The sequence below is a fragment of the Borreliella garinii genome, from assembly GCF_001922545.1.
GTDB classification, from domain to species: domain Bacteria; phylum Spirochaetota; class Spirochaetia; order Borreliales; family Borreliaceae; genus Borreliella; species Borreliella garinii.
The window spans coordinates 462,063-486,358 of the sequence record NZ_CP018744.1; the positions used below are offsets into that span (position 1 = coordinate 462,063).

Annotated in this window: 14 protein-coding genes and 4 rRNA genes; 10 read left to right on the forward strand and 8 right to left on the reverse strand. The window is 31.7% G+C overall.

From position 1 onward, the window contains the following. Nucleotides 1–123 precede the first annotated feature (123 nt). The 7 genes from BLA33_RS02180 to rrp1 all read left to right on the forward strand — a co-directional run bounded on the left by BLA33_RS02180 (nt 124) and on the right by rrp1 (nt 12,963). Entirely contained in the window at nt 124–966 is an 843-nt protein-coding gene (locus BLA33_RS02180) for a Cof-type HAD-IIB family hydrolase (RefSeq protein ID WP_075226381.1), read from the forward strand. A gap of 181 nt (nt 967–1,147) precedes the next feature. Further along, a 23S ribosomal RNA gene (locus tag BLA33_RS02185) occupies nt 1,148–4,076 on the forward strand. A 23-nt stretch (nt 4,077–4,099) separates the two neighbouring features. Continuing rightward, nucleotides 4,100–4,210: ribosomal RNA gene (rrf, locus tag BLA33_RS02190) — 5S ribosomal RNA — on the forward strand. Between the two features lie 181 nt (nt 4,211–4,391). Then, nucleotides 4,392–7,320 (forward strand): 23S ribosomal RNA (locus BLA33_RS02195). 23 nt (nt 7,321–7,343) lie between these two features. Further along, a 5S ribosomal RNA gene (gene rrf / locus BLA33_RS02200) occupies nt 7,344–7,454 on the forward strand. Nucleotides 7,455–7,552: 98 nt separating this feature from the next. Then, entirely contained in the window at nt 7,553–12,037 is a 4,485-nt protein-coding gene (locus BLA33_RS02205) for an ATP-binding protein (RefSeq protein ID WP_029346914.1), read from the forward strand. Nucleotides 12,038–12,039: 2 nt separating this feature from the next. After that, on the forward strand, nt 12,040–12,963 hold the full coding sequence (gene rrp1 / locus BLA33_RS02210) for a cyclic-di-GMP-producing response regulator Rrp1 (RefSeq protein WP_029346913.1): 924 nt from the start codon (nt 12,040–12,042) through the stop codon (nt 12,961–12,963). Nucleotides 12,964–12,981: 18 nt separating this feature from the next. On the opposite strand, the gene BLA33_RS02215 is transcribed toward rrp1, so the two are convergent. The 5 genes from BLA33_RS02215 to BLA33_RS02235 are packed head-to-tail and all read right to left on the reverse strand — an operon-like array spanning nt 12,982 to nt 17,973. Next, a complete protein-coding gene (locus tag BLA33_RS02215) occupies nt 12,982–14,022 on the reverse strand; it encodes a hypothetical protein (RefSeq protein ID WP_029346912.1) in 1,041 nt (346 codons plus the stop codon). An 18-nt stretch (nt 14,023–14,040) separates the two neighbouring features. Next, entirely contained in the window at nt 14,041–14,679 is a 639-nt protein-coding gene (locus BLA33_RS02220; RefSeq protein ID WP_075226382.1) for an adenylate kinase, read from the reverse strand. Nucleotides 14,680–14,717: 38 nt separating this feature from the next. Continuing rightward, the gene (locus tag BLA33_RS02225; RefSeq protein WP_029346911.1) at nt 14,718–15,932 is read right to left on the reverse strand and encodes a TraB/GumN family protein; all 1,215 of its coding nucleotides are present in this window, start codon (nt 15,930–15,932) and stop codon (nt 14,718–14,720) included. A gap of 23 nt (nt 15,933–15,955) precedes the next feature. After that, nucleotides 15,956–17,083 (reverse strand): chemotaxis protein CheB, encoded by a 1,128-nt coding sequence (locus BLA33_RS02230; protein WP_075226383.1) that lies wholly within the window; start codon nt 17,081–17,083, stop codon nt 15,956–15,958. A 32-nt stretch (nt 17,084–17,115) separates the two neighbouring features. Beyond that, nucleotides 17,116–17,973: a protein-glutamate O-methyltransferase gene (locus BLA33_RS02235; protein ID WP_029346910.1), complete on the reverse strand. Its 858-nt coding sequence runs from the start codon at nt 17,971–17,973 to the stop codon at nt 17,116–17,118. A gap of 247 nt (nt 17,974–18,220) precedes the next feature. On the opposite strand from BLA33_RS02235, the gene BLA33_RS02240 reads away from it, so the two are divergent. Continuing rightward, nucleotides 18,221–18,841: a diacylglycerol/polyprenol kinase family protein gene (locus tag BLA33_RS02240; protein ID WP_075226384.1), complete on the forward strand. Its 621-nt coding sequence runs from the start codon at nt 18,221–18,223 to the stop codon at nt 18,839–18,841. On the opposite strand, the gene BLA33_RS02245 is transcribed toward BLA33_RS02240, so the two are convergent. Genes BLA33_RS02245 through BLA33_RS02255 form a run of 3 tightly spaced genes read right to left on the reverse strand, consistent with a single transcriptional unit; the run spans nt 18,829 to nt 21,112 of the window. Next, nucleotides 18,829–19,608 carry a hypothetical protein gene (locus BLA33_RS02245; RefSeq protein ID WP_075226385.1) on the reverse strand — a complete coding sequence of 260 codons (780 nt, stop codon included), beginning with the start codon at nt 19,606–19,608 and terminating at the stop codon, nt 18,829–18,831. The two genes, BLA33_RS02240 and BLA33_RS02245, sit on opposite strands and share 13 nt — an antisense overlap. Next, the gene (locus tag BLA33_RS02250) at nt 19,605–20,486 is read right to left on the reverse strand and encodes a DNA/RNA non-specific endonuclease (protein WP_004793113.1); all 882 of its coding nucleotides are present in this window, start codon (nt 20,484–20,486) and stop codon (nt 19,605–19,607) included. The genes BLA33_RS02245 and BLA33_RS02250 overlap by 4 nt, the downstream gene beginning before the upstream one ends. Next, nucleotides 20,483–21,112: a hypothetical protein gene (locus BLA33_RS02255; RefSeq protein ID WP_029346793.1), complete on the reverse strand. Its 630-nt coding sequence runs from the start codon at nt 21,110–21,112 to the stop codon at nt 20,483–20,485. Before BLA33_RS02255 ends, BLA33_RS02250 begins: the two co-directional genes overlap by 4 nt. A gap of 171 nt (nt 21,113–21,283) precedes the next feature. On the opposite strand from BLA33_RS02255, the gene BLA33_RS02260 reads away from it, so the two are divergent. Next, on the forward strand, nt 21,284–23,161 hold the full coding sequence (locus BLA33_RS02260) for a fructose-specific PTS transporter subunit EIIC (protein WP_004793118.1): 1,878 nt from the start codon (nt 21,284–21,286) through the stop codon (nt 23,159–23,161). Then, on the forward strand, nt 23,158–24,273 hold the full coding sequence (manA, locus tag BLA33_RS02265; protein ID WP_075226386.1) for a mannose-6-phosphate isomerase, class I: 1,116 nt from the start codon (nt 23,158–23,160) through the stop codon (nt 24,271–24,273). Before BLA33_RS02260 ends, manA begins: the two co-directional genes overlap by 4 nt. The last annotated feature ends 23 nt before the right edge of the window (nt 24,274–24,296 follow it).

Consider the following 24,296-nt stretch of genomic DNA (forward strand, 5'->3'; position numbering starts at 1 on the left):
AAATAAAGTTTTAAAAAAAATCAAAAAATATAATTTGCTTAAATTTGATTATTTTATGTTTTAGGATCAATTTATTGAGAATAAATTATTTGTGATATTATATCTTACAAGAGAGATTTATATATGAATTCCAATTATAAAAGATATAAAATGTTGGTTTTTGACCTTGATGGTACTTTGCTGAACGATAATCATGAGATTGCTTTTTTAACCCTTGAGGTTCTTTCGATCTTGAAGAAAGATTTTAAAATAATTATTGCAACTGGTAGAAGGTTGAGTGAAATTAGAAATGTCAGGAATCAATTAAAAGAAATTAATATTAATGAGAATTATCTTGTAACGGCAAATGGAGCTGAAGTGTTTTTACAAGAAAATTTAATTTTTAGACATGTAATGAGTTATAGCTTAGTAAAAGAAATTCTCAAGATACATAAAGATAATGTTGATGTTAATCTTTATACTTTTGACACTTGGTATTCTAATTCAGATGTTAAAAGTCCCATTATGAAACATTTTATTAAGGATTTAGGCTTAAATGCTGTCATCGGAGATTTGACTGCATTAGGCATTGATTCTGTTTCTAAGATTGTTTATTATTGTGACGATTTAGCAACTCTTAATAAACTTGAAAATGAGATTAAGAATAAAGATTTTCAGGACATAAGGGTGTTTTTTTCTTTTAAGGATTTATTAGAGATTACCAATATTAATGCTTATAAGTATAATGCTATTAAAAATATTGCTTTTCTTGAAAACATTCCATTGTCTGATGTTTTAGCCTTTGGAGACAATAATAATGATTATGAGATGCTCAAAAATCTTGGCAAAGGGGTTTTAATGAAAAATGCTAATGAATTTCTTAAGATTAACTTAGCAAATAATGAAACAACAAGATTTAGTAATAATGAGGATGGTGTTGCTAAGTTTTTAGTTGATTTTTTTGAGCTTAATATTAAATATGAATAGTTTGGGTTCAAATGTTTAATACATTTGGTTTGTTTTTAGTAGAATTTTTTACTTATAATGTATTTTTGTAAATTTATTTATTAAAATATTGGAATAAGTATTGACATGGATTAAACAAAGATATATATTATTCTATGTTGTATAAACAAATTGGCAAAATAGAGATGGAAGATAAAAATATGGTCAAAGTAATAAGAGTCTATGGTGAATGCCTAGGAGCTTTAAGGCGAAGAAGGTCGTGGTAAGCTGCGAAAAGCTTGGGGGAGAAGCAAACATTTATTGATCCCAAGATTACCGAATGGAGTAATCCAGCTAGCAAGATGCTAGCTATCTATTATCTAAATAATAGAGGCGATACCAGGGGAAGTGAACCATCTAAGTACCCTGAGGAAAAGAAATCAAAGAGATTCCCTTAGTAGTGGCGAGCGAAAGGGGAGTAGCCCAAACTTTAAGTGTGTCAAGCTGCAGAGCGTTGCATTTATGGGGTTGTAGGACGTTTAAGCTTAGTCTGTGATAAGCAAAAAAGTTACAAAATATTTATATAGAAGAATAATCTGGAAAGTTTAACCAAAGAAGGTGATAGTCCTGTAATTTAAATGTAAATATCTTTTTAAAATGTTCCTGAGTAGGACGAGGCACGAGAAACCTTGTTTGAAGCTGGGGAGACCACTCTCCAAGGCTAAATACTAAAAAGCTACCGATAGAGAAGAGTACCGTGAGGGAAAGGTGAAAAGAACCCCGGGAGGGGAGTGAAATAGAACTGAAACCGTAGACTTACAAGCAGTCAAAGCCGCGATTTATTGCGGTGATGGCGTGCCTTTTGCATAATGAACCTGCGAGTTATCATGTCTAGCAAGATTAAAGCATTGAAGTGCTGGAGTCGAAGCGAAAGCGAGTCTTAAAAGGGCGATTTAGTTAGATGTGGTAGACCCGAAGCCGAGTGATCTATTTATGGCCAGGCTGAAGCTTGGGTAAAACCAAGTGGAGGGCCGAACTCTAGTCTGTTTAAAAAGGCAGGGATGAGCTGTGAATAGGAGTGAAAGGCTAAACAAACTCGGAGATAGCTGGTTCTCCCCGAAATGGATTTAAGTTCAGCCTTATTTTAGTTTAATGGAGGTAGAGCACTAATTGAGCTAGGGCCTGTCAAAGGGTACCAAACTCAGTTAAACTCCGAATGCTATTAAATGATGAATAGGAGTGAGGCTATGGGCGATAAGGTTCATAGTCGAGAGGGAAACAACCCAGACCAACAGCTAAGGTCTCAAAAATGTGTTAAGTGGAAAAGGAGGTTTAGGTACGTAAACAGCCAGGAGGTTGGCTTAGAAGCAGCCATACCTTTAAAGAGTGCGTAATAGCTCACTGGTCGAGTACTTAAGCGCCGATAATGTAACGGGGCTAAACACATTACCGAAGCTTTGGATCTTGACGAAAGTTAAGATGGTAGGGGAGCGTTCTGTAAGCCAGAGAAGTTAAGCTGAAAAGTTTGATGGAGGTATCAGAAGTGAGAATGCAGGTATGAGTAACGAAAAAATGGGTGAGATCCCCATTCGCCGAAAACCTAAGGTTTCCTGGGTAAAGGTCGTCTTCCCAGGGTTAGTCGGCCCCTAAGGCAAAGCTGAAAAGTGTAGTCGATGGGAAACGGGTTAATATTCCCGTACCTCTTATAGTTTCGATGGAGTGACGCATGAGGTTAACTACTGCTAGGCGATGGTTGTCCTAGTTTAAGCATTAAGGTTATGATCTTAATAGGAAAATCCGTTAAGAGAGCTGAGATGTGATGATGAGTGTTATTTAGGTAACATGAAATGTAGGTAGTCAAGGTGCCAAGAAATAACTTCTAAGGTTAGGCTATAAGGGACCGTACCGCAAACCGACACAGGTAGGTGGGATGAAAATTCTAAGGCGCGCGAGAGAATCCACGTTAAGGAACTCTGCAAAATACGTACGTAACTTCGGGATAAGTACGACCTAAGCAATTAGGTAGCATAAAAATGGTCCAAACGACTGTTTACCAAAAACACAGGTCTCTGCAAATCTGTAAAGAGAAGTATAGGGACTGACACCTGCCCGGTGCTGGAAGGTTAAGAGGAGATGTTAGTTTATTCGAAGCATTGAATTTAAGCCCCAGTAAACGGCGGCCGTAACTATAACGGTCCTAAGGTAGCGAAATTCCTTGTCGGGTAAGTTCCGACCCGCACGAATGGTGTAACGATTTGGACGCTGTCTCAACGTGGAGCTCGGTGAAATTGAAGTATCGGTGAAGATGCCGATTACTTGTGGTTAGACGGAAAGACCCCGTGAACCTTTACTATAGCTTGGTATTGAGATTTGATTAAATATGTGTAGGATAGGTGGGAGACTTTGAAGCTATCTCGTTAGGGATAGTGGAGTCAATCTTGAAATACCACCCTTGTTTAATTAGGTTTCTAACTTATAGAAATATAAGGAGAGTGCCAGGTGGGTAGTTTGACTGGGGCGGTCGCCTCCTAAAGAGTAACGGAGGTGCGCAAAGGTTACCTTAGAGTGGTTGGAAATCACTCTGTAAGTGTAAAGGCATAAGGTAGCTTAACTGTAAGACTGACAAGTCGAACAGATACGAAAGTAGGTCTTAGTGATCTGGCGGTGGCAAGTGGAAGCGCCGTCACTTAACGAATAAAAGGTACTCCGGGGATAACAGGCTTATCCTTCCCAAGAGTTCACATCGACGGAAGGGTTTGGCACCTCGATGTCGGCTCATCGCATCCTAGGGCTGGAGCAGGTCCTAAGGGTATGGCTGTTCGCCATTTAAAGCGGTACGCGAGCTGGGTTCAGAACGTCGTGAGACAGTTTGGTCCCTATCTGCCACAAGCGTTGGATATTTGAGAGGAGCTATCTTTAGTACGAGAGGACCGAGATGGACGAACCTCTAGTGTACCAGTTATCCTGCCAAGGGTAAGTGCTGGGTAGCTACGTTCGGAAAGGATAACCGCTGAAAGCATCTAAGTGGGAAGCCTTCCTCAAGATGAGATATCCTTTAAGGGTCCTGGAAGAATACCAGGTTGATAGGTTAGAAGTGTAAGTATAGTAATATATTAAGCTGACTAATACTAATTACCCGTGTCTTTGGCCATATTTTTGTCTTCCTTATAAAAACCCTGGTGGTTAAAGAAAAGAGGAAACACCTGTTATCATTCCGAACACAGAAGTTAAGCTCTTATTCGCTGATGGTACTGCGAGTTCGCGGGAGAGTAAGTTGTTGCCAGGGTTTTTGTTTTATACTTTAAACATTGATTTTATTTTTTATGTTTTTAGATGTTCATGTTTTTGAATGTTTTATTCAAATAATATAAAAAATAAAATATATATTGACATGGATTAAACAAAGATATATATTATTCTATGTTGTATAAACAAATTGGCAAAATAGAGATGGAAGATAAAAATATGGTCAAAGTAATAAGAGTCTATGGTGAATGCCTAGGAGCTTTAAGGCGAAGAAGGTCGTGGTAAGCTGCGAAAAGCTTGGGGGAGAAGCAAACATTTATTGATCCCAAGATTACCGAATGGAGTAATCCAGCTAGCAAGATGCTAGCTATCTATTATTTAAATGATAGAGGCGATACCAGGGGAAGTGAACCATCTAAGTACCCTGAGGAAAAGAAATCAAAGAGATTCCCTTAGTAGTGGCGAGCGAAAGGGGAGTAGCCCAAACTTTAAGTGTGTCAAGCTGCAGAGCGTTGCATTTATGGGGTTGTAGGACGTTTAAGCTTAGTCTGTGATAAGCAAAAAAGTTACAAAATATTTATATAGAAGAATAATCTGGAAAGTTTAACCAAAGAAGGTGATAGTCCTGTAATTTAAATGTAAATATCTTTTTAAAATGTTCCTGAGTAGGACGAGGCACGAGAAACCTTGTTTGAAGCTGGGGAGACCACTCTCCAAGGCTAAATACTAAAAAGCTACCGATAGAGAAGAGTACCGTGAGGGAAAGGTGAAAAGAACCCCGGGAGGGGAGTGAAATAGAACTGAAACCGTAGACTTACAAGCAGTCAAAGCCGCGATTTATTGCGGTGATGGCGTGCCTTTTGCATAATGAACCTGCGAGTTATCATGTCTAGCAAGATTAAAGCATTGAAGTGCTGGAGTCGAAGCGAAAGCGAGTCTTAAAAGGGCGATTTAGTTAGATGTGGTAGACCCGAAGCCGAGTGATCTATTTATGGCCAGGCTGAAGCTTGGGTAAAACCAAGTGGAGGGCCGAACTCTAGTCTGTTTAAAAAGGCAGGGATGAGCTGTGAATAGGAGTGAAAGGCTAAACAAACTCGGAGATAGCTGGTTCTCCCCGAAATGGATTTAAGTTCAGCCTTATTTTAGTTTAATGGAGGTAGAGCACTAATTGAGCTAGGGCCTGTCAAAGGGTACCAAACTCAGTTAAACTCCGAATGCTATTAAATGATGAATAGGAGTGAGGCTATGGGCGATAAGGTTCATAGTCGAGAGGGAAACAACCCAGACCAACAGCTAAGGTCTCAAAAATGTGTTAAGTGGAAAAGGAGGTTTAGGTACGTAAACAGCCAGGAGGTTGGCTTAGAAGCAGCCATACCTTTAAAGAGTGCGTAATAGCTCACTGGTCGAGTACTTAAGCGCCGATAATGTAACGGGGCTAAACACATTACCGAAGCTTTGGATCTTGACGAAAGTTAAGATGGTAGGGGAGCGTTCTGTAAGCCAGAGAAGTTAAGCTGAAAAGTTTGATGGAGGTATCAGAAGTGAGAATGCAGGTATGAGTAACGAAAAAATGGGTGAGATCCCCATTCGCCGAAAACCTAAGGTTTCCTGGGTAAAGGTCGTCTTCCCAGGGTTAGTCGGCCCCTAAGGCAAAGCTGAAAAGTGTAGTCGATGGGAAACGGGTTAATATTCCCGTACCTCTTATAGTTTCGATGGAGTGACGCATGAGGTTAACTACTGCTAGGCGATGGTTGTCCTAGTTTAAGCATTAAGGTTATGATCTTAATAGGAAAATCCGTTAAGAGAGCTGAGATGTGATGATGAGTGTTATTTAGGTAACATGAAATGTAGGTAGTCAAGGTGCCAAGAAATAACTTCTAAGGTTAGGCTATAAGGGACCGTACCGCAAACCGACACAGGTAGGTGGGATGAAAATTCTAAGGCGCGCGAGAGAATCCACGTTAAGGAACTCTGCAAAATACGTACGTAACTTCGGGATAAGTACGACCTAAGCAATTAGGTAGCATAAAAATGGTCCAAACGACTGTTTACCAAAAACACAGGTCTCTGCAAATCTGTAAAGAGAAGTATAGGGACTGACACCTGCCCGGTGCTGGAAGGTTAAGAGGAGATGTTAGTTTATTCGAAGCATTGAATTTAAGCCCCAGTAAACGGCGGCCGTAACTATAACGGTCCTAAGGTAGCGAAATTCCTTGTCGGGTAAGTTCCGACCCGCACGAATGGTGTAACGATTTGGACGCTGTCTCAACGTGGAGCTCGGTGAAATTGAAGTATCGGTGAAGATGCCGATTACTTGTGGTTAGACGGAAAGACCCCGTGAACCTTTACTATAGCTTGGTATTGAGATTTGATTAAATATGTGTAGGATAGGTGGGAGACTTTGAAGCTATCTCGTTAGGGATAGTGGAGTCAATCTTGAAATACCACCCTTGTTTAATTAGGTTTCTAACTTATAGAAATATAAGGAGAGTGCCAGGTGGGTAGTTTGACTGGGGCGGTCGCCTCCTAAAGAGTAACGGAGGTGCGCAAAGGTTACCTTAGAGTGGTTGGAAATCACTCTGTAAGTGTAAAGGCATAAGGTAGCTTAACTGTAAGACTGACAAGTCGAACAGATACGAAAGTAGGTCTTAGTGATCTGGCGGTGGCAAGTGGAAGCGCCGTCACTTAACGAATAAAAGGTACTCCGGGGATAACAGGCTTATCCTTCCCAAGAGTTCACATCGACGGAAGGGTTTGGCACCTCGATGTCGGCTCATCGCATCCTAGGGCTGGAGCAGGTCCTAAGGGTATGGCTGTTCGCCATTTAAAGCGGTACGCGAGCTGGGTTCAGAACGTCGTGAGACAGTTTGGTCCCTATCTGCCACAAGCGTTGGATATTTGAGAGGAGCTATCTTTAGTACGAGAGGACCGAGATGGACGAACCTCTAGTGTACCAGTTATCCTGCCAAGGGTAAGTGCTGGGTAGCTACGTTCGGAAAGGATAACCGCTGAAAGCATCTAAGTGGGAAGCCTTCCTCAAGATGAGATATCCTTTAAGGGTCCTGGAAGAATACCAGGTTGATAGGTTAGAAGTGTAAGTATAGTAATATATTAAGCTGACTAATACTAATTACCCGTGTCTTTGGCCATATTTTTGTCTTCCTTATAAAAACCCTGGTGGTTAAAGAAAAGAGGAAACACCTGTTATCATTCCGAACACAGAAGTTAAGCTCTTATTCGCTGATGGTACTGCGAGTTCGCGGGAGAGTAAGTTATTGCCAGGGTTTTTGTTTTATACTTTAAACATTGATTTTAATGTGTATACTTATTTTTACACATTAGTAAAACTATTGTATTTTAAATAAGGAAATTTTAAAATAACATGAAAAAAGCAAATTTTTTAAGTATTAATTTTTTAATTTTGCTTTTGGTTTGCTTTGTTAACGTTAATTTATTTTCTAAGGATATTTTCAAGTTTAAGCTTGTAGGGCAATATTTTCCTTTTTACTATAAGAATGGTAAAGAAAAATATGAGGGGCTTATTTTTCCTATTTTAGACAAATGGGCACAAGATAATAATGTTGATATTAGAGTTGAAACTATTGACAATTTAAATGAAAGTAACATTGAAGACGACTCAATATATTTAGGATTAACTTATAATTCAAAATTAAATGATTTATTTTATTTTAAAAGTGAGTTTTCTAGGAGCATTGCAATTTTATTTTCTAAAAGCTCTAATAAAAAATATAAAAATGCTCATTCAACATGTTTGTCTAATTTTAATATAGGAGTTGTTAAAAATACAATATATGAAGATATCTTAAGACTAAGACGTGCTAACACTATTTTTTTGGCTGATAATGCTGAAGAGTTATTATTAGCTTTAAAAAATGATAAAGTTGACTATATATATGGTGATTGTAAGACTTTAGCTTATATTGCAAAGCGTTTTTTAGGTGAAGATCTTGCAATTTTTAATGGAGATATTTTTTATAGTATTAAAAATAGGGTGGCCATTAGTAGAAATGCTCCTGAGATAATAAAGAATTTAAATTTGGATTTGTTTTCGTATCTAATGGAAATACCTGATGAACATGTTTTTTCTTTTTTAGATAGTACTTCTAAGGGTAGTTTTATTGATGTTGGTTTATATAATGATTATCCCCCTTTAAGTTTTATTAATTCAAAGGGAAAGTTGTCTGGCATTTTAGTAGATTTATGGAATCTTCTCTCAAGACAGCATATTTTTAAACCTATTTTCAAGGGATTTCCTAAAGAAGATATTAAAAAATCATTAGATGGAAAGTCAGTGGGCATTTTTGGAGGAATCATTAGTAATGATAGTGTATTTGAAAATGTTAATTATGTGGTAAGTAAGCCAATATATCCTCTTAATTTTAAATTTTATTCTAAAGGGTTAAGCAATAATGTTGGCCCAATAAATTCTCAGTTTATTGATTTTGATTTTAATAATATTCAATTAAATAAGAATCAAGATATTGTTAATAACTTTATAGATATTGTTAATAATTCATATGGATTTATAGAAAATTCAATAACAACAAAATATTTATTAAAATTAAATGGATATAACGGTAGATTAAAATCTTACGATTCGATTTTTCATAAAAATAGATTTTTAGTATTAGCTATTGATAACAGGATTTATAAGGTTATTAAATATATTCTTAATTCTATATTTGATGATATTTCATTTGAATCTTTACTTCAAATAGATAAAAATTGGCTAGATAAAGAAGAGATTAATAGTTCTCGAATAAATAGTTATAAAATTATGAATAAGCTTAAATTTAATATAGAAGAAAAAATTTGGTTATTAAAAAATAATAAATTAAATCTTGCTGTTAAAAATTGGTATCCAATAGATTATGTTGAAGCAAATAATTATAAAGGAATAAATCAATTTTTGCTTGATAAGATTAGAATGTTTTCAGGGTTAGAATTTAACATAATTGAAACACATAGCATCTTAGATCTCAAAAAATTAATCAAATCTGGAAAAATCGATATGCTAAATACTAATGCGATCGATTCAAATTTAGATAATGTTTTTAATATAAAATTAAATTCTCGAATTCCACTTTATATTTTTTCAAATAAAAAAAGAGTGCTTCCATCTAGGTCTTTAGAGAGGTTTGCTGTACTTGATTTTTTGTATAATAAAAACTTGGCTTCTAATATTAAATCAAAACTTATTTTGGTAAGTAGCTTTAAAGAAGCCTTACTTCTTCTTTATAAGGGAAAGATAGATGGGATTATTAGCGATGAGTATACAGCTGCCGCTGTTTTTGAAGAATTAAATGTTACCGATGTTGAAAAACTTCCTACTTTTAGAGATTTGGCTTTTGATTTGAGTCTTGCTATTTATGATCAGGATTATATCTTGAAAGAAATTATTCAAAAAGTTGTTATTCGTTCAAACGTTGATAGTCAGAAGTATTTAAATGATTGGAAATTTGATATTTATTACAAATCCAAAGGCATTAGGTTTAAAAATTTCAAATTTTTAGTGTTAACAGTCATTATATTTTATTTTACTTTTTTAGGATTTGTAATAATTCTTATGTTCAAATTATCATTTGAGCAGAAAAGAAAATATTTTTCTGTAATGAATGAAAAAAAGATTGCAGAATCCGCCAATACTGCTAAAACCATTTTTATAGCGAACATTAGCCATGATATTAGGACTCCCATTAATGGAATAATGGCGGCTACCGAGCTTTTGGATACCACTATTCTTACGGATGTTCAAAAAGACTATGTTAGAATGATAAATTATTCGTCTGATTCTTTACTTTCTTTAATTGACGATATATTGTATTTGTCTCAAATAGATGTCAATGAATTATATGTTGATAGTCAAGAGATTGATTTAGAGAGTGAAATGGAAATGGTTTTAAAAATTTTTCAATCTCAATGTGCAAAGAAAAATATTGATTTATTCTCTTATTCGAAATCTATTTTTAAGAATTATATAAAAGGTGACATTGTAAAAATTAAACAAGTTTTAATTAATTTAATAGGCAATGCTTTTAAGTTTACAGATGATGGTGTTATTGTTTTAAACTATGAAGAAGTATGTAGAACAAGAGCTGATGATAATAGATTGTTAGTTACAGTTGAGTTTAAGGTAATAGATACAGGCAAAGGTATTAAAAGGGAGAATCTTTCTAAGATATTTGAAATATTCAAACAAGAGGATGATTCTTCTTCAAGAATCCATGAGGGTGCGGGACTAGGATTGTCAATATCTAGAGAGCTTATAAGGCTAATGGGCGGTCTTGGCATTGCTGTTGATAGCAAGGTGGGGGAGGGCACAACTTTTTCATTTATGTTGCCTTTTTACTTAGGGGATGAGCTTAAAAGTAAAAGTTTATCAATCAATAGATTTCAATCAATAAATAGTAATAATAAGGTATTGAATGTGCTCTTGAGTCAAAAATCTATTAAAATTTTTGAACATTGTTCGACTTTGTTGGGCGAATCTTCTAATGTAGATTATGTAGCGTCTTTTGAGGATGCTTATAAAGCCTTTAAGGAATCCTCTTTTTATAATTTTGTTTTTGTAAATGTAAATAACGACAATATTGAAGAGAGTATTCGATTTGCTAATAATATTGAAAGACTAAGCTCTGATGTACAAATTATTTTTTTATTTTATTATTTAGATAATAAAGCTTTAAAAAATTTAAAATACATGTATGTTAAAAAGCCCTTAATGGGGCTTGGCATATCTTCTATTCTTTCTAAAAAAGAGTTTAAAATAGAAGCGGATTTTGAAGATTTGGTTCCAATAGATAGTGATTTTAAGGTAAAAGGCCCTATTAATGTGTTAATAGCTGAAGATAATCAAGTAAATCAAAAAGTGTTGAAAGACATTCTTGTGGTAATAGGTATTAATGAAAATCTTATTGATGTTGTAGATGATGGATTAAAGGCTTTAAAATCTTTAAAAGAGAAACAATATAATATCTCTTTTATTGATATAAGAATGCCAAGATATGATGGATTTTCAGTGGCTAAAGAAATTAGAAAATTTGAAAAGGCAAAGAATTTAAAACCATGTGTTTTGGTTGCTGTAACAGCTCATGCTTTGCAAGAGTATAAAGACCAGTGTTTTGAAAGTGGCATGAATGATTACATCTCAAAACCAATACACATAAGTTCAATTAAGATTATATTAAAAAAATATTTACAGTTTGAAGTTGATGATACTTGGGAGAATAAAGATTTAAATCAACCTGTTAAGTTTCCTCATTTGGATATTAATAGGGCTTTAAAAGAATTAAATCTTTCATATGCATTATATTCTGAATTATGTATAGGCCTTGTTGATTTTATCTCTATTAATATTATTGATTTAGATAAAGCTTTTGATGAGGAAAATTTGCCTTTAATTAGGGACATATCTCATTCAATATCCGGAGCTCTTTCTAATATGCGTAGCGAATTGTATAAAGATTTTAAAAAAATTGAAACAAGTAAAGATTCAATTTATGAGCTGAAAAAAATGTATTCTTTTGTAAAAGATGATTTATTGAGACTAATAAACAACATAAAGGAGAATGTTTTACTTGAGCCCAAGGTTATTAGTGAGAATAAGTTATACTTTAAAAACAATGATCAATTTTTAACCCTTCTCAACAAGCTTTTAATTGGTATTAAGACCAGAAAGCCAAGAGAATATAAGGAAATTCTTGAAAGCATTGAAAAGTATGTTTTAGACGATAATATTCAGATATTATTTAGTGATCTTCGCAGGAATTTAAGATTATATAGATTTGCTGAGAGCTCTAAGATTCTTGAAGAGATTATTGAAATGTTTAGTAATAAGAGATATTAGCAGTGGAAATGATAATTAAAGATAAAGCTTTTGAAGTGGAAAATCAGAAGCTTTTAATTGTAGATGATTCTCCAACCAATTTAGATTTATTGGTAAATATATTACAAGGTGCTTATGAGGTTGAAGTTGCAACAAATGGACTTGATGCTTTAAAACAAGTTGAAAAAGATAATCCCGATCTTATACTTCTTGACATAGGTCTTCCAGATATTAATGGTTATGAGGTGTGTAGAAAGCTAAAAAGCGACCCTGATACTAAAGAGATTCCTGTAATTTTCATTAGTTCAAGAGGTTCTACAGACGCTCAACTTGAGGGATTTAACGTTGGTGGAGTAGATTATATTTTAAAGCCTTTTAATAGCCGAATAATTGATGCTAGAGTTAAGACGCATCTTGAATTAAAGCGGTTAAGAGATTATTTTAAAAGCTTATCTAGAATTGATGGGCTTACTCAGATTCCAAACAGAAGATTTTTTATGGATAAATTTTCTAAGTCATGGATTAAAGCTTTAGAAAGTAAAGAAATAGTAATTGTTGGGATGTTAGATATTGATAATTTTAAAAATTACAATGATAATTATGGCCACACTAATGGTGATGAGTGTCTTAAATTGATTGCTAAAGCCTTATATAAGGTTTCTTTAAAATATAAAATAGATGTTGCTCGATATGGAGGAGAGGAATTTATTTTTTTTTCTGTTAATAAGAGTCTAAATGAAATGATTAGTATTATTAAAGCAATGATTAATGATATAAAGCGTTTAAGAATAGTGCATGACCATAGTAGTACTTCTAACATTGTGACTGTTTCAATTGGTCTTGCTCAAGAAATTCCTATTGACAACAATTTCACCAATATCATAAAGCTTGCTGATAGCAAGCTTTATGAGGCTAAAGTTTCTGGAAGGAATCAGTTTAGATATTAAATTTATATTTATTAGACTTTAGTATTTATAAGTTATAGAGATTCCGATAGAATCGTAGTAAAAATAGGAATTACCAGTTGCTATTCTTTTTGAAATATCAGCTAGCCCAGCTGTATTACTTGTGTATGTAGGATTTGTAGATAATTTTAATTGAAGGCCAATTGTTAAAGGTTTGACAACTTCAAAATTAGCAATAAGAGAAATATTGTGATAAAAAATATCACTTCCCCAACCTTTGTTTTTCCATGAGCTTATGTTTCTTTCTTTGCCGATTTGTGTTTTTCCCTCATAAAGTAGCCCTATAGTGTTAAGGGGTATTGGCATTTTGTAAGCTAAAAGAGCGTAAGGCTTTATTAGCATGCCATTTATATTTTTGCCATCGTCTGCTTTATATTTCCAAAGTTGATCTTTATTTGCATGAGGATTAATTAAGTATGTAAAATTATTTCCAATAACTGTAATAATATGTGTCCACTCCCCTTTAAAAATAGCGTTTAAATCAAATTGGAATCGTCCCCCTATTGTTATTTCCGAATAAAATTCAATATCATTTGAATATTTTCCATTTTCAATGTGCACACCAATCCCCTTAAATCCAAAAGCTTCCCAGCCCATACCAATTTCATTTGATACATATAAATTTAAAAAAGCAATAGGAGTAAAGCTTAGCATGCTTTTAAATGAGATGATTACAGGAGACAATCCGATATTTAAATCGACGTCTATGCCATTGTTTTTAAAAAATATAGAATTAGGATTGTGTAAAGCTTTAAAATTTTTATAGTACCCTAAGTATGATATTAATTTTATTCCTCCCCAATAATTGACTGGAATTTTTAAACTTGGTTCAATATTTTGGAAGTTGGGATGTTTAAAGCTTTGTGAAAAGTTACTTCCATTTGTTCCTAGCTCATGGGGAGGGTAATAAGCCGATTGAAAATTAAAGTAAAAATATTCACTATTGAATTTTAGGTCTTGTTGATCTTGGGCAAGAACTATTTTTGCTTGCAAAAGAAGCAAGCAAAAGCAAATTTTTTTTATTTTAAATACCTTTTCCATTTAATTTTTTTACCTTTTTTATTTAATTTTTTTTAACATTATTTTAATTATTTTTTTTCTAATTTCATCAATTTCAACAGATGCATCAACATTGTTAAGTCTAGAGCATTTTGAGTAAAATTCTATTAGTGGTTGTGTTTGTAATTTATATTCTTTAAGTCTTGTTTTTAAGCATTCTTCTTTATCATCTTCTCGCTGGTAAAGATCTCCTCCGCAAACATCGCAAATGCCATTTTTTTTTGTGGCTAAGGTATATATATTAAAAATATTGTTGCAGGATTTACAAATTCTTCTTCCAGAGAGTCTTTTTATTACTAATTTTTCATTAATTAAAAAGTTTATTATTTTTACATTTGGCAAAAACTTATCAAGAGCTTTAGCTTGGCAAATATTGCGCGGAAATCCATCTAAAATAAAATTATCATTCTTTTCAATAGCTTTAATTTTATTTTTTACTATTTTGATTGTAATTAGGTCAGGGACCAGCTCTCCTTTTTCAACAATTTTTTTTATTTCTTTTCCAAGGGTTGTAGAATTTAAAATATTTTCTCTAAATAAATCTCCTGTTGAAATGTGATGGTATTTAAATTCGTTAGAAATAATTTTTGAAATAGTCCCCTTTCCAGAACCTGGAGGACCTAAAAATACAAGCCCCATATATATACTCCTGTGTAGATATTTATTGTTTTAAGGGTTTATTTGAAAACATTTAATAAAAATTTAAGCCCTACAATTGTTCCAATTGTAGATCCAAGGTTTACAAAAAGCACTATTAATAGAATTCTTGTAACTTTGTTTTTAAAATATCCTTTTGTTGTTGATAATTCTTCTTGTAGATTTTCAAAATCTTTGACCTTTGGTTTGTTTATGTAAGCTTCAACAAGTCCTGCTACCATGCCCGTTCCTATGAATGGTATTAAGGAAAATATTGGAGAACCTATAACAGCTGTTAAAATTGTTAAAGGGTGAGATTTTAATAAGATGGCTGCAATGCCTGAAAAAAGAGAATTAGATATTATCCAAAGCTTTAAATTTTTGTAAGCAAAATCAAATCCTTTAAAGTAAAAAGAGCTTACTATTAGTAGGATGATTGAAATTGCGATTAAGTAAGATAGCACTTTGCTAAATGAAAAATGTTTTTTAGGTATTTTGTCGAGTTCTTCAATGTTTATTATTTTTTTATTTTGGCTTATTTCTTTTAGAGTGTTCATGATTCCGTTTACATGACCTGCGCCTACAACGGCAAGAACGATGCCTGTTCCTTCAAGGATTTTATTTGCAATAAATTCGTCTCTTTCGTCAATCAAAACTTTTTTTACTTGGGGTATTTCTTTGGAAAGTTCTTCCATTACTTTTGAAAGAGCATCCTGTTCTTTGAGCTTTTCGATTTCATCTTTTGTAATTTTTGTATCTGTTAGGGAAAAAAGGCTTGAGATTATTTTTATTTTTTCAAATATCGGAATAGATATCCAAGCTCTTTTTAGAGTTGTTTCAATTTTTCTGTCAGCAAGAATTAGTGGAATATTGTGCTTTTTGGCTTTTAAAATAGCTGTTTTCATTTCTTCGCCAGGTTGTATTCCCTGTTCTTTTGCTAATTTTTTTTGAAAGTTGCTAAGAATGATGTTTATTATGAGAAAGAAGGCTTTCCCCTGTTTTAATGCTTTATCTATATCTAAGTTCCTCCATTTTTCATTTTCATCGGTGTTTAATATCGAATGATAGCGAGCTTCATCAAGTTCAACGGCAATATAGTCTGGTTTTAAGATTTCTATTAAATTTGCAGTATCTTCTGAGCTTTTTTTTGACACGTGAGCAGTTCCAAGTATGTATATTGTTTTATTGTGTATATTAAATTTACTTACATGGGAAAAATAGTCTTCTTTATTGGTGTTTTCTTTTTTGTTGTCCAAAAAATATTCCTTAATTAAAAAATTTAGCTATCAATTAGTATAGCTTTTAATAATTTTACCATATGGTTTAGTGGAACTATATAGTCTATATTGTTTTCTTTTATTGCTATTTTGGGCATTCCAAAAACCATGGAACTTTCTTTATCTTGCGCAATAGTTAGTCCCCCAGCTTTTTTTATATCGCCAATTTCTCTTGATCCATCATTTCCCATTCCAGTCATTATTAGGGCAATTGCCTTATCTTTTGCAATTTCTGCAATAGATTGAAATAATACCCCAATAGATGGTTTGTGGCCATTTATATGTTTGCCATCAAAGATTTGTATTTGATAGTTGCCATCGATTTTTTGGATTTTGGTATGATATCCACCTGAGCTTATGTATGCATGTCCTTGCTTTAATATTTCTTTATTGGCGGTTTCTTTTACCCTTATTTTGCAAAGATTATTAAGATTTTTTGCAAATTCTTCTGTAAATCCTTTAGGCATATGTTGAACAATTATTATTGGGGGGAAGCTTTCAGGTATTTCTGGTAATATTGATTTCAAGGCCACGGGGCCCCCTGCTGATATTCCAATTGCTATTATGTCGAATTTTCTAAGTTTAAGTTTTTTTATTTCTTTTTCATTTAATATTTTTTCTTTTGTATGTTCTTCAAGTTTATTTGATGAAAAAATGTCATTTTTGTGATTTAAAAAAATTCTAGCTCCATCATAGTTTTTTATTTTCATATCCTTATTGCAAACAATTTTGTTTTTTATAGATATTGATCCATAGGCCAAAAGAGAATTAATAATTTGTTCTTTTTTGTTTTCATGTGATTTTTTATTTTTAGATACTAGTATAAGATCATCAGCGCCCTTTAAAGCAGCAATATTTATTAGGTTTTGATTTGAAGATGTGACTACAATTGGTATTGTTTTGTTTATATTATTTTTTTTCTCCAAAAAGAGAATATCTTTAATGTTATTTTCTTCTAAATTCATTAGTATTACTTTGGGGTTAAGCTTTTTAAGCTTATTGGTTGCAAATTTACCATTAGAAGCAGTTGCAATGACTTGGAGTTTGGGAGACGAATTAATAAGGTCTGATATAAGTTTTCTCTTTACAGCAAAGTATTCTATGATAAGTACAGAAATTTTTGTTTCCACAGTTACTTTTTCCCTATTTAATTCTTGTTAAATTATAACTTATATTTATTTTGTAATTTAAATTTTTCTTTTTGAGAGTCAGTATCTTTTTTTTCATATATTATTGCCCAAGGTGTTTTTAAGAATTTAAAAGGTAGGTTAAGCCCAAAAAGTGATTCTGAGTGTCCTATAAATAAATAGCTGTTTTTAGACATGTTATTGTAGAATCTCTTAAGTACTTTAATTTTTGATTTTTCATCAAAGTATATTAATACATTTCTACAAAAAATAACATCAATTTCTGAAAAATTGCTTTCAAAGTTTAGATTATGATAATCAAATCTTATGTGATTTTTAATTTCATTTTTAATTTTATATCCGTTTGAATGAGAATATATATAGTGTCGGTATTCTTTGGGAATATTTTCACATTTGTTTGATGAATAATATCCTTCTTTTGCTATCATCAAAGATTTTAAACTTAAATCAGAAGCAATAATAATAAAATCTATTTCTTTTGGAAGCTTTGATTTGAGTACAAATGCTAATGAATAAGGTTCTTCTCCGGTTGAGCATCCTGCAGACCAGATAATAATTCTATTTTTTTCTTCTATGTTTTTAATATTAATTAAATTAGGAATTACAAATTTTTCAAAAGTTTGAAAATGTAGAGAATTTCTAAAAAATCTTGTTAAATTCGTTGTAACTAGATCCAAGAAATATTCTTTTTTTAATTTTTCACTAATTATTAAATTATAAAGTTGTGATGGATTTTTAAGAGCAAGTTCTCTTACTGCGTCATTAATTCTGCTTTGAAGAACAAATTTATTTTTTTCGTCAAAACGCATTCCACTGTTGTTGTATATAAAGTCACAAAATTTTAAAAATAATTTATCTTCAATTTCTAGCACTTTTTGGAACCTGCTTAATTATTATCTTTATAAATAAGTATTACCTATTTATAATAAATCTCTAGGTAAGAATATTTTTTTTGAAAAAAAAATTGTAAAATTAACATAAATAATTTTATTATAAGATTTTTTTTATAAAAAGGTTTTTGTTTATTTTAATTTATTTGCAGCAATAAATGAGGAATTTAATGAATGTTTAAAAAAAGATTTGCAAATGCCGATTTAATATATTTAAAAAGATTGAATGATGCTTAATAAGTTTAAAAGAATAATTTTTAGAGAAGACGTTAAGTATGAAATTTTTAGAAAATTTTTTCATATTTTTAGCTTAATAGTTTTAGTTTTTTATGGAATAAATTTTTGGATAGGATTTTTTTCTAATATACTTTTTATGATTTTATATTTAAGTTCTGAAGTTTTTAGAATTACTAAAAAAAAACTACTTTTTTTTAAAACTATTTCAGACATAATATTAAAATCAAGAAAAATATTGCCTAATAAAGTATCTTTTCCACCTGTTTTTTTGTTTTTAGGCATATTGATATCATATTGCTTGATTATGGAACCCTTTAATTATATTGGAATATTTTCAGTATGTCTTGGTGATGGATTTGCAAGTATTGCTGGAAAGTTAATTCCTTCTTTTAAGCTTGTAAACGGTAAAACGATTTCTGGTAGCTTTGTTGTATTTTGCGCTACTTTTTTTTCATATTATTATTTTTTCCCTTATTTGATAACAGCTTTAATTCTTGGAATTTTAGCAGTATTAGTAGAGCTTTTTGATGCTGATAATTATGATAATTTATTTTTACCTCTTATTGTTTCAACTTCGTCCTATTTTTTAACTTCTTTTTTTTATAGCCAGTAAAAGAAAATTTTTCCTGATTTTTTTAAGTAGATTGGTATACCAATTGAGATTGGGAGAAAAGCATAAGGTATTTTTAGCAAATTCAAGTAAATTCCACTTAATATTAAAAGCATTGAAACAAAAAGGAAAAAATAGTCAAAGGTTTTTTTTCTCAAAAAGGCTACTATAAAGTTTATTAAAATAAGCGACAAGAATGCGTCTATGTAAAATTTTGTACTTTCGATTTTAAGAATGCCGTAGTTTTGGCTATTTTCGTACGAATTAATAGGCATTGTGTAACTATATATGCAAGCAAAGGTCAAAATAATGTAAATTGTATAATTTATTGATTTTATTTTGAAATCGCATATATATAAACTTAGAAAAAATAAATTTAATAATGAAAAAGTATTTACAAAAATGATAAATTTTGTAAATAAGTAATAACTTGAATTTAGGTTATTTTTTAAAAAAAAATCTTCAGAGATCAAAATAGGTTCTAATGTATATGAACTAATAAAGCAATAGAAAAGTATAAATTGTATATTATTGGTTCTTTTGTAATTAATATATGACCAAAGTGAGCCTATAATTCCAGCAAAAAAAATGGCGAATTTATTAACCAATATTATAAAATTATTATTGTAAATTTCTAGAACATAATTTTGATAATTTTCATTATATTTTATTTTATAAGAGAAAATCAGTATAACTAGTGTTGCTAAAATAAAAATTATAAAGAGAAAGAGATTAATAGAAGCGTTTAATTTTGTAAATATTGATTTCATTTAAACTTCCAAGAATGCGTATTTTTTATTTTTTTGATATTTTTTTTAATTTTTGAATCAAGTTTTGCAAAAAAATCTATTTTTGTTTTTTTTTCAATTAAATCTACGCTAACAACGTAATTTTTCAAATCCAAGTCTTTTGCTTTTTCATTTGGGATAATAAAAGAGATTATGTCATAAAAATTTTTATTATTAATTGCTAGTACTATTTTATAAAAATTTTTAGGTATCAAAATTTTGTTTTTACCAATAAATCCTTTATTTTCCGTTAAAATTCCAGCACTTATGATATATATATATCCTTTTAAGATTGCCCATTCTCTTACTAATTTTTCAAGTTTTAGCCAAATCCCAGAATTAAATTCGCTTTTTTGGGGCGACATATTTGATAAAAAATATGTATCTTTCATTGCATTTTCAGAAAAAGACATATCTGCAGAACTTACTATGTGTCCTCTGTCATAACCGCTTTTAAAGTAATCTTCAAGTTTTGGAAAAATGCCTTTGATGTTGGTGTCTTCAAAGAATTTAGAACTCCTTTTAATTTTTTTTGATTTTAACAAAGTTAATGCTAGTTCCACCATTTCTCTTTTAAGCGGATAAGCGGCCCATTCGGATTGTCTTGCGCTTTCAGCATATCCCAAGGTATAGTGTTTTTTGCTTATTATGTGGGTAGTAAGATATCCTTTAGGTATTAATTGGGATTCTTTTATTGGAATAGATTTTGTAATTTTAATATATTTATTTTCTATTATCTCTAAATAGTCATAAATTTTGTGTTTAATTTGTTTTAGGACTTTTGGATTTAAGGAAAAAAATAAAAATCCTGCTAGACATAAAATATAGCAGTAAAGAAAAAATTTTGATCTTTTTTTCATGTTTCCATCTCTTTTTCGTCCTTAAGATTATATCTAATAGTGAAATTAAAAGAAATGTTAAATGTATCTAAAAATAAAAAATCAACTTTAAAGTCTAATCCCATTAAAGGTATTGCCTTTTTAGTAGAAATTTCAATAAACATATAAGGCTCTAGCACATAAGGCAATTTTTCATAAAATTGAATGTCTCCTATGAAGTTTGTAGATAGGTAAAAACGACCACCTATGCCAATAGTAGAGGAAAAATATTTTGTTTTTTTAATTAAATTTGCAATGTGCCAGTTTATTCCTCCTCCAATATAAGATTTAAAGTATTGCATTTCTTTAGGTATATTAAGGGTTTCCCTTGTTAATATCATAGCAACGATTAAAAAATCAAAAGTATTAATAGAGAATGTGTAGTAAGGTCTAAAAATAAGATGTTTAGTATTTGAATTTAGGAAAAATCCAATTCCAATTCCAATTCCTGTTGAATATGTGAATCCTCTTTCTGGGTTAAAGAAATTGGAGCTTTGTTTGGATTGATTATTTTTTTCATTAGTATTGTCGTCTTCATTTGCAAGTGCATTTAAAGTGGAAATTATGAGCAATGTTAAGGAAATATAAATGTTTGGATTTTTTTTCATAAACAGATTATTTTAAATAATATAAAAATTGATTTTTCTTTTCAATATTATACATGTATTTAGGGGTAATTTTCCTATTTAATATAAAAAATATTTTTTATATTAGGTGGCTGTGGTATGCTGTTTTATTGTATATTATACAATATGTTTAATTAGTAGGAGTCTACATTTATGTTTTTTAATTTTTTGAAAAAAGATCTTGTATTTATTTTGCCAGAAGCAAATTCAAAAGAAGATGTAATTGATTTTTTAGTTGAAAAAGTTAATGATAAGGGATATATAGATAGTAAAAAAGAGTTTCTTCAAGGAATTCTTGATAGAGAAAAAATAGGCGACACTTCTTGGGAAAATGGGGTTGCAATTCCCCATTTTATAGGAGATGTTGTTAAGACCAGTTTTATTTCATTGCTTTACATTAAAGGTACTGGTGTTAAATGGTCTGAAGAAAATCCTCCTGTTAATTTAATATTTTTAATTTGTATGTCAAAAAAACAACAAGGCAACGAGCATATTAAGTCGATCGCGTTTATAGCTAAGCTATTTGAAGACGATGCTTTTAAAAATGCTTTAAGTGGGATTGTTACTGCTGATGACATTTATTATTATATGGAGAATGTTCATAGAAAAGTCAAAGAAGAGGTTTTTGGAGCTACGAAAAAAGAGAAAATAGTAGCTGTAACGGCTTGTCCTGTTGGAGTTGCTCATACATATATTGCAGCAAAGAAAATTGAAAATGAAGCTAAAAAGCAGGGTTACAATATTAGAGTCGAAACCCAAGGATCTATTGGTATTGAAAATGCCTTAACAGAAGAAGAAATTAGGAATGCAGATATTGTAATACTTGCTGTTGATAAGGATGTTGATGAAAAGAGATTTGAAGGTAAAAAAGTTTATAAAATCTCAACTGTAAAAGCGATAAACAATACAGAAAATATTATTAAGGAGGCATTTAATGCCCCAGTATTTTTTTGCAAAGACTCTGGTGCTAATAACAGATCTAAAGGCTCGATTGCAACAGGCAAAGGTAGTTTTTATAAATATTTAATGAGTGGAGTATCCCCAATGATTCCTGTTGTTGCAACTGGAGGAATTTTAATTGCCCTTAGCATTGCTTTTGTTGGGATTGGACCTGATGGGCCCAATTTTTCTGAGCATCCATTTTATAAGCAGCTTGCAGATATTGGCTCTGTGGCTTTTGGAATGATGCTACCCGTGCTTGCTGGTTTTATTTCAATGGCAATTGCCGATAAACCCGGTCTTGCGCCCGGTCTTGTTGGTGGAGTAATGTCTGGCAATGTAAAAGCAGGATTCTTAGGTGCAATATTTGCGGGGTTTCTTGCAGGCTATGTTGCAAGGTTTTTGGCAAAGAGATCTGTTCCTGAGTGGTTAAGGCCCGTGATGCCTATATTTGTGATTCCACTAATAAGCACTATTATTGTTGGCTTTTTTATATTGCATGTTGGTGTTTATATTGGAGAATTTATGGGGGTGCTTGAGAGCGGGCTTAAATCTTTACAAAGTAATTCAGAAACGTTTGGTGTGTTGGGTAAAATTTTCTTAGGTTTGGTACTAGGTTCAATGATTACTGTTGATATGGGTGGTCCTTTTAATAAAGTGGCATTTCTTTTTGGAGTAGGGCTAATTCCTCAAGTGCCAGAAATAATGGGAATGGTGGCAGCAGCAATTCCTGTTCCTCCTATGGCTATGGGGCTTGCAACTTTTTTAGCGCCTAAATTATTTGAAAATGAAGAAAAAGAATCTGGCAAAATAGCCTTTTTGATTTCATTTATTGGTATTAGCGAGGGAGCTATTCCTTTTGCTGCTAGTGATCCTGGAAGGGTGATTCCTTCGATAGTGGCAGGAGGAGCTGTTTCAAGCATTATTGCTGCCTTTTTGGGTGTTGCCAATCATGCTCCACACGGAGGTCCAATAGTTCTTCCTGTTGTTGATAATAAATTTGAGTTTATTATTGCAATTGCTGTTGGAGTTGCAGTTGCAACGGCTTTAGTAATTTTTTTGAAATCTTTAAAATCAAAGGAATCTGAATGAATAAAGATAATATTTATTTAATGAAAAATAATATTAAAGAATATGATTGGGGAGGGATTAGCTTTATTCCCAATCTTTTGGGTGATAAGATTGATGGAAAACCTAAGGCTGAAATGTGGCTTGGAGCACACAAGACATTTTCTAGTAAGATTTTATATAAAAATGAATATGTGCTTTTAAGTGATTTTTTAGAAGATCATAAAGAGCTTTTAGGCCGTAATGATGAATTTCCTTTTTTATTTAAGGTATTGTCTTCAAATAAGCCTTTATCTATTCAAATTCATCCTTCTAAAGATACTGCCTTAAAAGGCTATGAATCAGAGAATAATAAAGGGATAGACATTAATGACCCCAAAAGGATATATAAAGACAAAAACCCCAAAATTGAACTTATTTATGCTTTAAGTGATTTTTATGCTCTTAAGGGCTTTTTGCCTTTGAGTGAGATTAAAAAAAATTGTGAAATTCTGAAATTAAATTTAGACTTTCAGTCACATAGAGACTTTGTAAAGACTATTTTTGATTTACAAGTGCATGAACTTGAGATGATTATTGAAAAAATTTTAAAAAATTTAAATCTTATTGATAGTTTTAGGGGTTACTGGTTTAATGAAATTTACAATATTTATGGTGTAGATGTGGGTCTTTTAGTATTTTTGGGCATGAATATTTTAAAACTAAAACCAGGAGAAGTTGTTTATACAAATAGTCAGGAGGTGCATGCATATCTTAAAGGAGACTGTATTGAGCTTATGACTAATTCTGACAATGTCATTAGAGCTGGGCTTACTACCAAGTATATTGATAAAGAAGAGATGTTGAGAGTTGGCCAATTTGAAGAAGGAAAGGTATCATTTTTAAAGCCCGATTTTCAAAATAGTTTTAGTGTATTTAGACTGCCAAATACTAATTTGAAACTAATTCAAAAAAAAGTAAATGAGAGTATTTGCATCAATAGAAATAGTGCAATGGTCTTGTTAGTTTTAGATGGTTGTGTGAGTATAAATAAATCTTTCGACCTTAACAAGGGAGAGAGCATTTTTATAGGCAAAAAAGCTGAAAACCTGTTTATTGATGGGGATGGTCAAGCTTTTATTGCTGGTTTTGATTAAAATTAAGCTTACTTAAGTAAGCT

Bases quoted from the DNA above. Each gene is read 5' to 3' on its own strand.
- BLA33_RS02180 (WP_075226381.1), top strand. From the start codon at position 124: ATGAATTCCAATTATAAAAGATATAAAATGTTGGTTTTTGACCTTGAT.
- BLA33_RS02205 (WP_029346914.1), top strand. From the start codon at position 7,553: ATGAAAAAAGCAAATTTTTTAAGTATTAATTTTTTAATTTTGCTTTTG.
- BLA33_RS02215 (WP_029346912.1), bottom strand. From the start codon at position 14,022: ATGGAAAAGGTATTTAAAATAAAAAAAATTTGCTTTTGCTTGCTTCTT.
- BLA33_RS02220 (WP_075226382.1), bottom strand. From the start codon at position 14,679: ATGGGGCTTGTATTTTTAGGTCCTCCAGGTTCTGGAAAGGGGACTATT.
- BLA33_RS02240 (WP_075226384.1), top strand. From the start codon at position 18,221: ATGCTTAATAAGTTTAAAAGAATAATTTTTAGAGAAGACGTTAAGTAT.
- BLA33_RS02245 (WP_075226385.1), bottom strand. From the start codon at position 19,608: ATGAAATCAATATTTACAAAATTAAACGCTTCTATTAATCTCTTTCTC.
- BLA33_RS02250 (WP_004793113.1), bottom strand. From the start codon at position 20,486: ATGAAAAAAAGATCAAAATTTTTTCTTTACTGCTATATTTTATGTCTA.
- BLA33_RS02255 (WP_029346793.1), bottom strand. From the start codon at position 21,112: ATGAAAAAAAATCCAAACATTTATATTTCCTTAACATTGCTCATAATT.
- BLA33_RS02260 (WP_004793118.1), top strand. From the start codon at position 21,284: ATGTTTTTTAATTTTTTGAAAAAAGATCTTGTATTTATTTTGCCAGAA.
- manA (WP_075226386.1), top strand. From the start codon at position 23,158: ATGAATAAAGATAATATTTATTTAATGAAAAATAATATTAAAGAATAT.